Below are 13940 nucleotides of genomic sequence, written 5' to 3'. Positions count from 1 at the left end.
CACGGCCCCCGTGGCAAACGGAAGGAAAATCCATGTTGCACCGTCTCACCCTCGCCGCCCTGCTGGCCCTTTCGGTTCCGGCCCCCCTGCTGGCGCAGGACACTGCCGCAACGGAAACCACCGCACCGGAGATGGAGACCTTCACCGTCGAAGGCCCGCTGGCCCTGGACACCGTGCTGGCCCGCGTCGGCGAGACCGAGATCACCCTGGGTCATGTCGTGGCAGCCCACATGGAGGCCCCGCAGCCTTATAACCAGATGCCCATGGCGCAGATCGCCGGCCCTCTGCTGCAACAGCTGATCCAGCAGGAAGAGCTGAGCCAGCAGTTCGACGGCGAGACCCCCGCCGCCACGCGCTACATGCTGGACAACACCGAACGCCGGATCGTGGCCACCGACGCCATGATGCAGCACCTGAACGAGACCCTGACGGATGAGCGCATCCAGGCCGCCTATGACGAGGCCTACCCCGACGATGCCTCCGGCCCCGTCGAATACCACGCTGCCCATATTCTGGTCGAAACCGAGGAAGAGGCACAGGCCATCATCGAGCAGCTGGACGGCGGCGCCGAGTTCGCCCAGCTGGCGCGCGACGAATCCACCGGCCCGTCGGGCCCCAACGGTGGTGACCTGGGCTGGTTCACCCCGGACCGCATGGTCGCCGAATTCAGCCAGGCCGTCGAAGCGATGGAGCCGGGCGAGGTGTCCGCGCCGGTGCAGACCCAGTTCGGCTGGCACGTGATCAAGCTGGAGGAAACCCGCCAGCGCAAGCCCTCGCTGGACGAGGTGCGCCAGGAACTCACCGCGGAACTTCAGCAGAGCGAGAGCGCGGCCTATCTTGACGAGCTGACCGCAAACTCCGATGCATCCATTGCCGAACTTGGCGAACTGGACCTGGGCAACCAGGCCATGATGCCGCTCTACATGGAAATGCAGGAGTAACACCGCATGGCAGGCAAGTATCCGACCTCTCCCCTGGCTCCGGCCGCCTTCCCCGCACTGCCCGTCATCGACGGGGTGCGCTTTGCCACGGCAGCGGCGGGCGTGAAATACCAGGGGCGCACGGACGTGATGCTTGCCGCCCTCGACGCCGGCACCACGATGGCCGGCGTCTTCACCCGTTCGAAGACCCGTTCGGCCCCGGTCCTGGATTGCCAGGACAAGATCGGCCAGGACGGAGACGGCCCGGCGGCCATCGTCGTCAACTCGGGCAACTCCAACGCCTTCACCGGCAAGAACGGCATCGAGGCGACCCGCGCGGTCACCTCCGCCGCGGCGAAGGCACTGGGGCTGGAGGAGGCGCGCGTTTTCTCCTCCTCCACCGGGGTCATCGGTGAACCCCTGCCTCACGCCCGCATCACCGCCAAGCTGGATGAGCTGGCCGGCAGCCTCTCGGCCACCGGGATCGAGGGCGCGGCCCGCGCCATCATGACCACCGACACCTTCCCCAAGGGCGCCTCGACCGAGGTGATGGTGGACGGCAAGCCGGTGAAGATCGCGGGCATCGCCAAGGGCTCGGGCATGATCGCGCCGGACATGGCGACGATGCTGGTCTACATCTTCACCGATGCGAAGGTGGAACGGTCCGTTCTGCAGGACATGCTGTCGGCGCTGACCGACGTGACCTTCAACTGCATCACCGTGGACAGCGACACCTCGACCTCCGACACGCTACTGCTGGCCGCCACCGGCGCCTCGGGCGCCGAGGTCGGCCCGGAAAACACCGCCTTCATCGAGGCGCTGCGCGGCGTGATGCTGGACCTCGCCCACCAGGTGGTGAAGGACGGTGAAGGGGCGACGAAGTTCGTCGAGATCCACGTCTCCGGCGCGGCCTCGGACGAAGACGCCAAGGTGCACGCCATGGCCATCGCCAATTCGCCGCTGATCAAGACCGCCGTCGCCGGCGAGGACCCGAACTGGGGCCGTGTCGTCATGGCGATCGGCAAATCCGGCGCCGCTGCCGACCGCGACCTGCTGACCATCCGCTTCGGCGATGTCCTGGTGGCCGAGAACGGCTGGGTCTCGCCCGACTACCGCGAGGAACAGGGCGCCGCGATCATGAAAGAACAGGAGATCGCCATTTCGGTCGACCTGGGCCTCGGCGGCGGAACCGCCACCGTCTGGACCTGCGACCTGACCCACGGCTACATCTCGATCAACGCGGATTACCGGTCGTGACCAAGAAGATCATTCTCGTCTCCGCCGTCGCCCTGATCGACGTGGACGGCCGGGTGCTGCTGGCGCAGCGCCCGGAGGGCAAGTCCATGGCCGGCCTGTGGGAGTTCCCGGGCGGCAAGGTCGAGCCGGGCGAAAGCCCCGAGGCCGCGCTGATCCGCGAGCTGAAGGAGGAGCTGGGCATCGACACCTGGTCGTCCTGCCTGGCACCGCTGACCTTCGCCAGCCACGCCTATGACGATTTCCACCTGCTGATGCCGCTGTTCGCCTGCCGACGCTGGGAGGGCACGCCGCAGCCCCAGGAGGGCCAGACCCTCGCCTGGGCGCGTGGCAATGAGTTGCGCAACTACGAGATGCCCCCCGCGGATGTGCCCCTGCTGCCCATCCTGCGCGACTGGCTCTAGGCGAATCACCGCCGCGATCGGCGCCCTATCGCCGCCTCCCTCTATGCGTGTGCAATAGTTACCATATCCACCATAGGGTTATCTCTGCCCATTTCATAGACGAGTCAACGGTTTGTGCCGATTTTCGGGGCGCACACCACGACCATACGCACAAGTCATACTTCTGCGTCGCGGAGAAATTTCTGCGCCGCGGCGGAGTTCTGGACGAAAAGTGAGACGGTTTTGTTAAGGAAGCGTAATTTTTAGATGATCTGAGAACGCCGCATAAGGTATAAAGGAGCTACAACGTTTGTGGGGAAGGGGTTCCTACCATGCTGAAGACCATTACTCTTGGCACGTGCGTCTCCGTTCAGGGCACCTTCGTGCGCGCACTGCCGAACGGCAAGGTCGAAGTTCGCGTCGGCCAGCAACTGTTCACCGGCTCCCCGGTGAGCCAGGACGCTGCCGCCTGAACATCCCGGCACGGCCGAATTGAATAGCGTCAGGGCAGCCTTCGGGCTGCCTTTTCGTTTTCGGCGGCGGGGTCAGCCCCCGAACGCCCCATCCCAGACAAAGAAAAAGGCCGGCCCCGCGAGGGACCGGCCTTTCGTCTGTTCCGGGACGGGCGATCAGAGCTTCCGCTCGACCTCCTCGCGCTCGAAGATCTCGATGACATCGCCGGGGCGGATGTCGTCGTAGTTCTCGAAGGCCATGCCGCATTCCTGGCCCGAGATGACTTCCGACACCTCGTCCTTGAAACGCTTCAGGGTCTTCAGCGTGCCCTCGTGGATCACCACGTCGTCGCGCAGCAGGCGGACGCCTGCGGAGCGGCGGGCCACACCTTCGGTGACCAGGCAGCCGGCGACCTTACCCACGTTGGAGACCTTGAAGACCTCCTTGATGGACGCGTAGCCGATGAAGTTCTCGCGGATCTCGTTCGACAGCAGGCCCGAGGCCGCCGCTTTCACGTCATCCACCAGGTCGTAGATCACGCTGTAGTAGCGGATCTCGACGCCCTTCTGGTTGGCCGAGTTCCGCGCCGGGGCGTTGGCCCGGACGTTGAACCCGATCACCGGGCAACCGGAGGCTTCGGCCAGGCCCACGTCGGTTTCGGTGATGGCACCGACGCCGTAGTGGATGACCCGCACGCGGACCTCGTCGTTGCCGACCTTTTCCAGCGCCTGGACAATCGCCTCGGCAGAGCCCTGCACGTCGGCCTTCACGATGACCGGCAGTTCGGACACGTTCTCGTCCGCCTTGGCCTTCGCCATCAGCTGTTCCAGCGTGGTGCCGGCGCCGATGACCGCGGATTTCTCCTTGGCCACGTTGTGACGGTACTCGGCGATCTCGCGGGCCTGGGCCTCGGTCTCGACCACGTTGAGGACGTCACCCGCTTCGGGCGTGCCGTTCAGGCCCAGCACCTCGACGGGCACGGACGGGCCGGCCTCCTCGACGCGCTCGCCCTTGTCGTTCACCAGGGCGCGGACCTTGCCGTACTGTTCGCCGACGACGAAGATGTCGCCGCGATGCAGGGTACCCTTCTGGACCAGCACGGTGGCAACGGGGCCACGGCCCACGTCCAGCTGGGCCTCGATCACTGCGCCTTCGGCGGCCCGGTTCGGGTTCGCCTTCAGTTCCAGGATCTCGGACTGCAGCGCGATGGCTTCCAGCAGTTCATCCAGGCCCTGACCGGTCAGCGCGGAGACTTCCACGTCCTGCACGTCACCCGACATCTTCTCGACGATCACCTCGTGCTGCAGCAGTTCGGCGCGCACCTTGTCGGCGTCGGCGGCGGGCTTGTCGCACTTGTTGATCGCCACGATCATCGGCACGCCGGCCGCTTTCGCGTGGTTGATGGCCTCGATGGTCTGCGGCATGACCGAATCATCTGCTGCCACCACCAGCACCACGATGTCCGTCACCTGGGCGCCGCGGGAGCGCATGGAGGTGAAGGCCGCGTGGCCGGGCGTGTCGAGGAACGACAGGACAGCGCCGCTGTCGGTCGTCACCTGGTAGGCACCGATGTGCTGGGTGATGCCGCCGGCTTCGCCAGCCACCACCTTCGCGTTGCGGATCGCGTCCAGCAGCGAGGTCTTGCCGTGGTCGACGTGGCCCATGATCGTGATGACCGGGGGACGACCCTGCAGATCCTCGGGCTTGTCCTCGACCGACTGGATGACATCCTCGACGTCGGCATCGGAAACCCGCTGCACCTTGTGGCCGAATTCCTCGATGATCAGTTCGGCGGTATCGGCGTCGATGGTCTGGTTCTGGGTCACCATCATGCCGTTCTGCATGAGAGCCTTCACCACGTCGGCGACGCGTTCAGCCATGCGGTTCGCCAGTTCCGACACCACGATGGTCTCGGGCAGCTGCACGTCACGCACCACCTTCTCACGGGAAACGTTGCCGCCCATGGCTTTCTGACGGGCGCGCTCCTGCTTCCGCTTCATCGCGGCCATGGATTTCTGACGGCCACCTTCGCCACCGCGAAGCGCCTGATTCAGCGTCAGTTTCCCGGAACGACGGCCATCGTCGCGACCCTTGTTGCGGCCGCCGCGATCGTCGCGGTCGGTGCGTTCGGGGGTCGCGGGCTTGGCGCGGCCCTTGGGCGCGCGACCGGCATCGTCGCCAGCCGGAGCAGCAGCCGGCGCGGAGGCAGCAGCGGCAGCACGCTTGGCGGCCTCGGCCTCCTCGGTGCGCTTGCGCTCTTCTTCCGCGGCCTTGGCCTTGGCTTTTTCCTCGGCTTCGCGGGCTTCACGCTCTTTCTGCTCCGCCTCTTCACGGCGGCGCTGGCGCTCTTCCTCGCGTTCCTTTTCCTCGCGGGCGCGGCGTTCGGCGTCTTCGGCCTCACGCGCTTTGGCGGCGGCCACGGCCTTCAGGCGGCGTTCCATTTCGGCATCGGTGATGCCCTTTGGCCGCTTGTTGGGATCGCCCAGTGCCGGGTTGCCACCAGATTTGCCCGAGCCCGGCTTGGGCACGACAACGCGTTTGCGCTTCGTCACCACTTCGACGTTCTTGGTGCGGCCGTGGCTGAAGCTCTGCTTCACGTTCCCCGCACGGGGACCGCCGCCTCGAACACCCAGAGTCTTTTTACCGTCGTTGTCGCTCATATTGGCCAATCTTCCTTTCAGGCGGGACCCTCCCGCCTCATGCGTCAGGCACGCAGACCTCGCAGTCTTGCGGCCTCCTCTACAACACGTTTGCTCAAACCGCCAGTTCCTAAGGCGGCGTGTATGACAGTTTCCCGTCCGAAGGCCAAGCCCAGCTCACTTGCGGTGAGCCAGCCGATGTAATTGCCCCGGTGGGGGGTCGACAGTTTGGTCTTGCCTCGGGTCGACCCGTCGCAGGCCTGGATGAGGGCAGTTGCCTCTTCCTTCGCCAGCATATCCTTCACCTTCTCGTAGCCCGCGACCGCGTCACCGGACTTGCGCGCCAGAGCCAGAAGCTCGCACACGCGTTTCGCCAGAAGGGTTTCGACCATGTCCGACAGATTGTCGGGCACGGTCACCTGTTGCTTGGCCGACCGCGAGAAGAGTTTCTTCTTCGCGGCCGTGTCGATCGCCTCGCGATCCGAGGTGACCCAGATGCCCCGGCCGGGCAGTTTCTCCGCCACGTCCGGGACCACCTGGTCCTCGGGCCCGACGACGAAACGCATCAGCCCGGCCTTGGGCTGCACCTCGCCAGTGACGATGCACTTGCGTTCCGGTCCGTCCTCGCGGGCCTTGGTCTTGCCACCACGGCTCATCGGCGCGTCTCCGTTCCCGGTCTCAGCCTTCGGCCTGTTCTTCGCCGTCGGCCTCTTCGCCGTCTTCGATCTCTTCCTCGTCCGGTTCAAGCTCGGCCGGATCGACCCAGCCCAGCAGGACGCGGGCGGTCATCACCAGTTGCTGGGCCTCTTCGAGGGAAACCTCGAATTTCTCCAGAAGGCCGTCGTCCTTCTGGCGTTCGCCGTCGACAGTGGTCCAGCCGCCAGCCAGTTCCCAGTCGGCACAGGTGGCGAAATCTTCCAGCGTCTTGATGCCGTCTTCCGCCAGCACCTCCACCATCTGGGGGGTCAGGCCGTCGAATTCAATAAGGCTGTCCTCGGCACCCATCTCGCGGGCGTGGTCCAGGGCCGCCTTGGCCTGGGCTTCCAGCACGTCGCGGGCCCGGGCCTGCAGTTCGTTGGCCGTGTCCTCGTCCACCCCGTCGATCACCAGCAGTTCGTCGATCTCGACGTAAGCGACCTCTTCGAGGTTGGTGAAGCCTTCGGACACCAGGAGCTGGGCAAAGAACTCGTCCAGGTCCAGCGTGTCCATGAACAGCTTGGTGCGATCCTCGAATTCCTTCTGACGGCGGGCGGATTCCTCCTCCTCCGTCATGATGTCGATGTCCAGACCGGTCAGCTGCGACGCCAGGCGCACGTTCTGGCCGCGACGGCCGATGGCCAGGGACAGCTGCTCTTCCGGCACCACGACCTCGATACGCTCAGCTTCCTCGTCGAGGACGACCTTGGTCACCTCGGCCGGTTGCAGCGCGTTCACCAGGAAGGTGGGCATGTCTTCGGACCAGGGGATGATGTCGATCTTCTCGCCCTGCAGCTCGTTCACCACGGCCTGCACGCGCGAACCGCGCATACCGACACAGGCGCCGACCGGGTCGATCGACCCGTCATGCGAAATCACACCGATCTTGGCACGCGAACCGGGATCCCGGGCCACGGCCTTGATCTCGATGATGCCGTCGTAGATCTCGGGCACTTCCATCTTGAACAGCTCGGCCATGAACTGCGGGTCGGTGCGGGAAAGGAAGATCTGCGGGCCGCGGGTCTCGCGGCGCACATCCTTGATGTAGCAGCGGATGCGGTCGTTCGGGCGGTAGGCCTCGCGGCCGATTTTCTCGTTGCGGCGCAGGATGGCTTCGCCCCGACCCACGTCGACGATGACGTTGCCGTATTCCTCGCGCTTGACCACGCCGTTGATGATCGTGCCGACGCGATCCTGGAATTCCTCGTACTGACGATCCCGCTCCGCTTCGCGGACCTTCTGCAGGATCACCTGCTTGGCCGACTGGGCGGCGATCCGGCCCATTTCGACCGGCGGGATCTCTTCGACGTAGGTGTCGCCAATCTGCGGGTCGGCCATGTACTGCTTGGCCTGCTGGACGGTCATCTCGGCCTGGTAGTTCTCCAGCTCCTCGTCCTCGACCACGGTGCGCACGCGGGTGAAGGTGGCGCGGCCGGTCTTGCGGTCGATGGACACGCGGATGTCCATCTCCGAGCCGTAGCGGCTCTTGGCAGCCCGGGCCAGCGACTCTTCCATCGCCTCGACCACGAGACCGGGGTCGATCATCTTCTCGCGCGCAACCGCCTCGGCGGTTTGCAGCAGTTCAAGCTGGTTGGCAGAGGTAATCGCCATAATCAGTCCTCCTGGGAACCCGGATCGGTCTCGATCTCGTCGAAAGTCTCTTCGTTCAACACGCCGGCGGCTTTCCGGGCCTTCAGCATTTCCTTGACCAGCTCGTCGGTCATGACCAGCTTGGCATCCGCCAGCCAGTCATAGTTCAGACCCACGGTGATCTCTTCGCCCTGATCCTCGATGTTGATCAGCACGTCGTTGTCCTCGATCCCGGCCAGGATGCCGCGGAACCGCTTGCGGCCATCGATCAGCTCGGCGGTTTCGACCTTGGCTTCGTAGCCTTCGTAGGCCTCGAAGTCCTTCAGCCGGGTCAGCGGCCGGTCGATACCGGGGGAGCTGACCTCGAGGTTGTACATGTCGGTGATCGGGTCCTCGACATCCAGCACGGCGGAGACCGCGTTGGAAATCTCGGCGCACTCGTCCACCTCGATCCCGCCGTCAGGCCGTTCGGCCATGATCTGCACGGTCTTGGTGTTCTTGGTGCCACCCATCACGCGGATGCGCACCAGCTCGAAACCGAGGTCCTCGATCACGGGGCCCACGATCTCTGCCAGGCGGCGGTCGATGGCGGTTTTTGCGATTAGATCGGTCATACTCATCCGGGTCGGGGCCGTCAGGCGTGGGGGCCATCGGGGCACAAAAAAACGGGCGCGCGGCCCGTCGAAAATCCGGTGGAGTGTCGATCCCAGAGGGTCCGACGCGCCGCTGTTGAGGGGCATATACGCCTCAACGCGGCGAATCGCAAGCCCTGCTGCGTTTCAGCCCGCTCAGCCCCGCGCCACGCGGTCCATCACCTGCACCAGTTTCGCGGTGATCCCCGGCTCCGACAGGGCGTGCCCCGCGTTCGGGACCATGTGCAGATCCGCCTTGTCCCATGCCCGCGCCACCGCCCAGGCCGTGCGCGGCGGACAGATCATGTCCAGCCGGCCCTGCACGATGTCGCCGGGGATATGGGCGATGCGGCCGATGTCGCGCAGGATCTGCCCCTCGTCCATCCAGCCCAGGTGGGTGAAGTAGTGGTTTTCCAGCCGCGCGAAGGCCCGAGCATACTGCCCCGGGGGTTCCCCGCCGACGCCGTTGCTGGCGACCGAGGCCAGCGCATTCTCCCACGACGACCAGGCCTTGGCGAACCGCACCTCCTCGGTCGGGTCGCCGGTGAACAGCCGCCGGGCATAGGCGGCGATCAGGTCGTCGCGTTCCTCCTCGGGGATCGGTTCGATGAAGCGGGCCCAGGTTTCCGGCCAGAAATGCCCGGCGCCACCGCCATAGAACCAGTCCAGCTCGGCCCGGGTCATGGTGAAAACCCCGCGCAGCGCCAGGTGCAGCACGCGGTCGGGGTGGGTTTCGGCGTAGATCAGCGCCAGCGTGGCGCCCCAGGACCCGCCGAAGACACACCACTGGTCAATGCCCAGGGTCTCGCGGATCTTTTCGATGTCGCGGACCAGGTGCCAGGTGGTGTTGTGCTCCACGCTGGCGAAGGGGCGCGAGCGGCCGCAGCCGCGCTGATCGAACAGGATGATGCGATAGCGGTCGGGATCGAAATAGCGCCGCATGGCGGGGGAACAGCCGCCCCCGGGTCCACCGTGCAGGACGATGGCCGGAAGGCCCTTCGGGTTGCCGGATTGCTCGACATAGATGTCATGCCCCTCGCCCACCGTCAGCATCCGCTGATCGAAGGGATCCACGGGCGGGTACAACATCTGGCTTGCGCTCTTTTGACCCGAGTTTCTATCCATCTCCGTCCCATATAAGAGGGGTTAAGCCACCATGACCCCAAGGAGCGCGGAATGCAAACCGACAACACAACCGTGGACGCCGCGGAAGTCGCCAAGTTCGAAGCCATGGCGGCCGAATGGTGGGACCCCACCGGAAAGTTCAAACCGCTGCACATGATGAACCCGGTGCGGCTGGACTACATCACCCGCCAGATCGCCGCGGAATTCGATCGTGACCTGGGCCAGGAAAAACCCTTTGCCGGCCTGCGGTTGCTGGACATCGGCTGTGGCGGCGGGCTTCTGTGCGAACCCATGGCGCGGCTTGGCGCCGAGGTGGTGGGCGTCGATGCCGCCCCGCGCAACATCCCTGTGGCCCAGACCCACGCCGAACAGTCGGGCCTGCAGATCGACTATCGCCACGACACTGCCGAGGCGATGGCGGCGGCCGGTGAGAAATTCGACGTGGTGCTGAACATGGAAGTGGTCGAGCATGTCTCCGATCCGCTGGCCTATCTGACCGCCTGTCACGATCTGTTGAAGCCGGGCGGCCTGCACCTGTGCTCGACCATCAACCGCAACGCGAAAAGCTTTGCCATGGCCATCGTGGGAGCCGAATGGGTCATGCGCTGGCTGCCCAAGGGCACCCATGAATGGGCCAAGTTCATCACCCCCGATGAGCTGTACGAGCTGATCCGTAAGGCCGGCATGACCCCCGTGGACCGCAAGGGCTACGTCTTCAACCCGGTCAGCTGGCAATGGTCGATCTCCGCTCGGGATCTGTCGGTGAACTACGTCACCGCCGCGCTGCGGCCGGAATGAGGGAACCGGCGGGCGCAGGGGGCGTTGAGGCTGCGATGACACAGTCCTGCCCCTGCCCCGTTCCCCCGATCCAGGCCGCCGATGTTCGCTGATCTTCCCCCAGCCGTCGTGCTGGCCCTCTTCGCCGGTTTCGCCGTGGTGATCGCCCTGGTGGGCGTGCGGATGACCGACTACGCTGACCGGATCGCCGACCGCACCGGGCTGGGCGAGGCGATCGTGGGCGGCGTCATCCTGGGCGCCGCGACCTCCCTTTCGGGGACCATCGTGTCGATCTCCGCCGCGATGGAAGGGCGCGCCTCTCTGGCGTTTTCCAACTCCATCGGGGGCATCGCCGCGCAGACGGCCTTCCTGGCGCTGGCCGACATGGCCTTCCGCCGCGCCAACCTGGAACATGCCGCCGCCGAGCTGACCAACCTCTTCCAGGGTATCCTGCTGATCTTCCTGCTGCTTCTGCCACTCGGCGCGCTGGTCACGCCGGAGGTGACCTGGCTGTCGATCCACCCCGTTTCCTTCCTGATCCCCACCCTCTACATCGCGGGCCTTTTCGTGTCGAAAACGGTGCAGGAAACGCCGATGTGGACGCCGGTGCACACGCGCCACACCCGCACGGACGCCCCGGAGGAAGAGGACGAACAGACGGCGCGCAAATCGAACCTGCGTCTTTACGGCGAATTCGGCGTGCTGATGCTCATCATGGGCGTGGCGGGCTACGGGATCGGGCAGACCGGCTCGGCCATCACCGACACGCTGGGTCTGTCGGCCTCCCTCGTCGGGGCGCTGATGACCGCCGTGGCGACCTCCCTGCCGGAACTGGTGACGACGCTGGCCGCCGTGCGGCGCGGTGCGCTGCAGCTGGCCGTGGGCGGGATCATCGGCGGCAACACCTTCGACACGCTGTTCCTGCCGCTGTCGGACATGGCCTATCGCGACGGGTCGCTCTACCACGCGGCCACGAACCAGGACTATTTCTGGGTGGTCACCTCGTCGCTGATGACGGCGATCCTGATCGGCGGGCTGGTGGTGCGCGAACGGCGCGGACCGGCGGGCATCGGGTTTGACAGCTCGGCCCTGCTGCTGATCTACGCCGGCGCCATCGCGGTACAGGTCCTGGCCTTCGGCGGCGGCGGTTAACGCTCGTCGTCGAGCTTGCCGCGCAGTTCCCGCAGCAAGGGCAACATGGCGCGCACCTTTTCCTCGGGGATCTCGTCCAGCATGCCGGCGAACAGCGGCGCCACCGCCGTCAGCGCCGCATCGCGGGCCTGGCGCCCGGCGGGGCTGATCGCCACCATCTTGCGCCGCGCATCATCCCAGTCGGGCCGGATATGCACGTAGCCCGCCCATTCCAGCTTCCCCAGGGTGTTGGTCATCGCGCCGCGCGTCACGTGAAACGTCTGCGCCAGCTGTGCCGGGCTGCGTTCAGTGCCGGTCCGCGCCAGGTGGTTCAGCACCGAGAAATGCGACAGCTCCATCCCCTTGGGCAACACCTTGGACAGGCGGTTGCGGATCATCTGATCCACCGCCAGGATCTCGGAGAACAGCGCGATGGCGAGGGAATTCCTGGGTCCGTCCATGGGGCCTCAGAGCGCGGAAGTATCGAGGGAGAAGGGCCGGTCATGGCCCAGCGACGGCACCCGCTTGCGCGCACTGGTCACGGCGGCGGGGTCGATCTCGGCATAGCCGATGCCGGTCTCGGTGCCCATGTCCAGCAGGACCTCGCCCCAGGGCGCTACCACCATGGAATGACCATGGGTGCGGCGTTCCTTCTGGTCCGGGCGGGTGTGCAGCCCGGTCTGCGCGGGCGCCAGCACGTAGCAGCCGGTCTCGATCGCCCGGGCGCGTTGCAGCGGCTCCCAATGGGCGGCGCCGGTGACGGGGCTGAAGGCGGCGGGCGCGGTCAGGATCGTCGCGCCGGCCTTGGCCAGTGCCCGGTGCAGGTAGGGAAAGCGTACGTCGTAGCAGATGGTCATCCCCACCGTGCCAAAGGGCGTCGCGGCGACCACCGCGCGATCACCGGGGCGGTAACCATCGGATTCGCGGTAGGTTTCATGGGCGTCCACGTTCACGTCGAACATATGGATCTTGTCGTACCAGGCAGCGATCCCGCCCTTTGGGTCGATCAGGAAGGAGCGGTTGGCGAACCGCCCGTCCGCCTCGCCCGTCTTCAGCCCGAGCGAGCCGATCAGAAGCCAGATGCCCAGCTCCGCCGCTTGGGCGCGCAGGCCTGCCAGCACGGGGTCGTCGTCCTGCATGCACAGCACCTCGCGCTGATGCGCACGCGAATTGGACAGGCAGTTCGACACCTCCGGCGTCAGCACGAACCCCGCGCCCTGGCCGGCGGCCTCGGCCACCATGGCGCGGATCATGCCGAGGTTGTCCTGCGGCTGATCGGTCGAGGTGATCTGCAGAAGGGCGGCTTTGACGGGCGCGGCCACGGGATCACTCCATTGCCAGAAGGGGGTCGAGCTTGCCGGCACGTTCCAGCGCCATCAGCTCGTCACAGCCGCCGACATGGATCTCACCCACGAAGATCTGTGGCACGGTGGACCCGCCCGAGGCGCGGCTGATCATCTCGCCCCGGCGTTCCGGGTGCTGGGCGATGTCGATCTCGGTGAATTCGGCGCCCTTGCTGGTCAGCAGGCGCTTGGCGGCATGGCAGAAGCCGCAGGTCGGCTTGGTATAGATTTCAATGGTCTGCACGGGAGCCTCCGTTATCCGGTTCGGCCGCCAACCTAAGGTGCTTTGCCCACCCGCGCCAGTGCCAGAACCGCAACCGTTGCGGCACCGGCGGCCTGGCAGGCCCGGGTTGCCGCCGAAAAGGTCGCCCCCGAGGTCAGGACATCGTCGACCAGAAGCACCGGGCGCCCCGCCAGCCTGTCGGCGTACCGGGGCGTGACCCGGATCGCGCCCTCCAGGATCGCGCGTCGCTCGGCCCGCTGCCGCCCGTCCAGCGAGGGCGTGGCGCGGGGGCGTTCCAGCAGGTCGGGCAGGTCCAGCACCGCATGCGCCGCCAGGGCGCGGGCCAGTCCACGTGACAGCAGGGCCGACTGGTTGTAGCCGCGCCGCACCCGTCGCCGCCAGTGCAGCGGGATCGGCGCGATGACGGTGCCGGGGGCCACGATCCCCTCCGCCGCCTCGGCCAGCCAGGCGGATGCGGGGGCCGCGATGTCATGCCGGTCGCCATGCTTCAGCCCCAGCACCAGTTTCCGCCCCATCCCTTCATACAGGATCACCGCCCGCCCCTGCGCCCAGGGCGGCGGATCGGCCAGGCAGCCGTCGCAGCGCGCCACCTCGCCCGGCCGCCCGCCGGGCAGCGGCAGCCCGCAGCCATCGCAGGCCAGACCCCCGATGAAGGGCGTGTCGCGCCAGCACGGGCCGCACAGACCGAAGTCGCTTTCGACCAGCCCGCCGCAGCCCAGGCAGCGCGGCGGATAGATCAGGCGCAGTGCCATT

The 13940-nt window shown here is 66.3% G+C and carries 15 protein-coding genes; 6 read left to right on the top strand and 9 right to left on the bottom strand.

What is annotated here, in order from left to right; translation table 11 throughout:
- The first annotated feature begins 32 nt into the window (after nucleotides 1-32).
- The 4 genes from LC066_RS10190 to LC066_RS10175 all read left to right on the top strand — a co-directional run bounded on the left by LC066_RS10190 (nucleotide 33) and on the right by LC066_RS10175 (nucleotide 3030).
- A complete protein-coding gene (locus tag LC066_RS10190; RefSeq protein ID WP_224898454.1) occupies nucleotides 33-941 on the top strand; it encodes a peptidylprolyl isomerase in 909 nt (302 codons plus the stop codon).
- Between the two features lie 6 nt (nucleotides 942-947).
- On the top strand, nucleotides 948-2177 hold the full coding sequence (argJ, locus tag LC066_RS10185; RefSeq protein ID WP_224898452.1) for a bifunctional glutamate N-acetyltransferase/amino-acid acetyltransferase ArgJ: 1230 nt from the start codon (nucleotides 948-950) through the stop codon (nucleotides 2175-2177).
- Nucleotides 2174-2578, top strand: a complete 405-nt coding sequence (locus LC066_RS10180) for a (deoxy)nucleoside triphosphate pyrophosphohydrolase (RefSeq protein WP_222475902.1) — start codon at nucleotides 2174-2176, stop codon at nucleotides 2576-2578. The genes argJ and LC066_RS10180 overlap by 4 nt, the downstream gene beginning before the upstream one ends.
- Nucleotides 2579-2889: 311 nt before the next feature.
- A complete protein-coding gene (locus LC066_RS10175) occupies nucleotides 2890-3030 on the top strand; it encodes a hypothetical protein (RefSeq protein WP_222475900.1) in 141 nt (46 codons plus the stop codon).
- A 156-nt stretch (nucleotides 3031-3186) separates the two neighbouring features.
- Here the strand turns inward: LC066_RS10175 and infB are convergent, their stop codons facing one another.
- The 5 genes from infB to pip all read right to left on the bottom strand — a co-directional run bounded on the left by infB (nucleotide 3187) and on the right by pip (nucleotide 9692).
- Nucleotides 3187-5670 carry a translation initiation factor IF-2 gene (gene infB, locus LC066_RS10170; RefSeq protein WP_222475898.1) on the bottom strand — a complete coding sequence of 828 codons (2484 nt, stop codon included), beginning with the start codon at nucleotides 5668-5670 and terminating at the stop codon, nucleotides 3187-3189.
- Nucleotides 5671-5714: 44 nt separating this feature from the next.
- Entirely contained in the window at nucleotides 5715-6305 is a 591-nt protein-coding gene (locus tag LC066_RS10165; RefSeq protein ID WP_224898450.1) for an RNA-binding protein, read from the bottom strand.
- 22 nt (nucleotides 6306-6327) lie between these two features.
- Complete coding sequence (gene nusA, locus LC066_RS10160) at nucleotides 6328-7956, bottom strand: transcription termination factor NusA (protein ID WP_222475889.1); 1629 nt, start codon at nucleotides 7954-7956, stop codon at nucleotides 6328-6330.
- A gap of 2 nt (nucleotides 7957-7958) precedes the next feature.
- Nucleotides 7959-8549, bottom strand: coding sequence for a ribosome maturation factor RimP (rimP, locus tag LC066_RS10155; protein WP_085889579.1), 591 nt, complete (start codon nucleotides 8547-8549; stop codon nucleotides 7959-7961).
- 174 nt (nucleotides 8550-8723) lie between these two features.
- Nucleotides 8724-9692 (bottom strand): prolyl aminopeptidase, encoded by a 969-nt coding sequence (gene pip / locus LC066_RS10150; RefSeq protein ID WP_224898448.1) that lies wholly within the window; start codon nucleotides 9690-9692, stop codon nucleotides 8724-8726.
- Between the two features lie 51 nt (nucleotides 9693-9743).
- Between pip and ubiG the strand changes: the two genes are divergently transcribed.
- Entirely contained in the window at nucleotides 9744-10490 is a 747-nt protein-coding gene (ubiG, locus tag LC066_RS10145) for a bifunctional 2-polyprenyl-6-hydroxyphenol methylase/3-demethylubiquinol 3-O-methyltransferase UbiG (protein ID WP_222475885.1), read from the top strand.
- An 81-nt stretch (nucleotides 10491-10571) separates the two neighbouring features.
- Complete coding sequence (locus LC066_RS10140; RefSeq protein ID WP_222475877.1) at nucleotides 10572-11621, top strand: sodium:calcium antiporter; 1050 nt, start codon at nucleotides 10572-10574, stop codon at nucleotides 11619-11621.
- Here the strand turns inward: LC066_RS10140 and LC066_RS10135 are convergent.
- Genes LC066_RS10135 through LC066_RS10120 form a run of 4 tightly spaced genes read right to left on the bottom strand, consistent with a single transcriptional unit; the run spans nucleotide 11618 to nucleotide 13939 of the window.
- Nucleotides 11618-12061: a MarR family winged helix-turn-helix transcriptional regulator gene (locus LC066_RS10135; protein ID WP_085889575.1), complete on the bottom strand. Its 444-nt coding sequence runs from the start codon at nucleotides 12059-12061 to the stop codon at nucleotides 11618-11620. The two genes, LC066_RS10140 and LC066_RS10135, sit on opposite strands and share 4 nt — an antisense overlap.
- Before the next feature lie 6 nt (nucleotides 12062-12067).
- Nucleotides 12068-12922, bottom strand: a complete 855-nt coding sequence (locus tag LC066_RS10130) for a carbon-nitrogen hydrolase family protein (protein WP_224898445.1) — start codon at nucleotides 12920-12922, stop codon at nucleotides 12068-12070.
- A gap of 4 nt (nucleotides 12923-12926) precedes the next feature.
- Nucleotides 12927-13187, bottom strand: a complete 261-nt coding sequence (gene grxC, locus LC066_RS10125; RefSeq protein WP_224898443.1) for a glutaredoxin 3 — start codon at nucleotides 13185-13187, stop codon at nucleotides 12927-12929.
- 32 nt (nucleotides 13188-13219) lie between these two features.
- Nucleotides 13220-13939, bottom strand: a complete 720-nt coding sequence (locus tag LC066_RS10120; RefSeq protein WP_224898441.1) for a ComF family protein — start codon at nucleotides 13937-13939, stop codon at nucleotides 13220-13222.
- Between the last annotated feature and the right edge of the window lies 1 nt (nucleotide 13940).

The sequence above is a fragment of the Pseudooceanicola marinus genome (assembly GCF_020177265.1).
Taxonomy (GTDB): Bacteria; Pseudomonadota; Alphaproteobacteria; order Rhodobacterales; family Rhodobacteraceae; genus Pseudooceanicola; species Pseudooceanicola marinus_A.
This window is presented reverse-complemented; position numbering and strand designations above follow the sequence as displayed.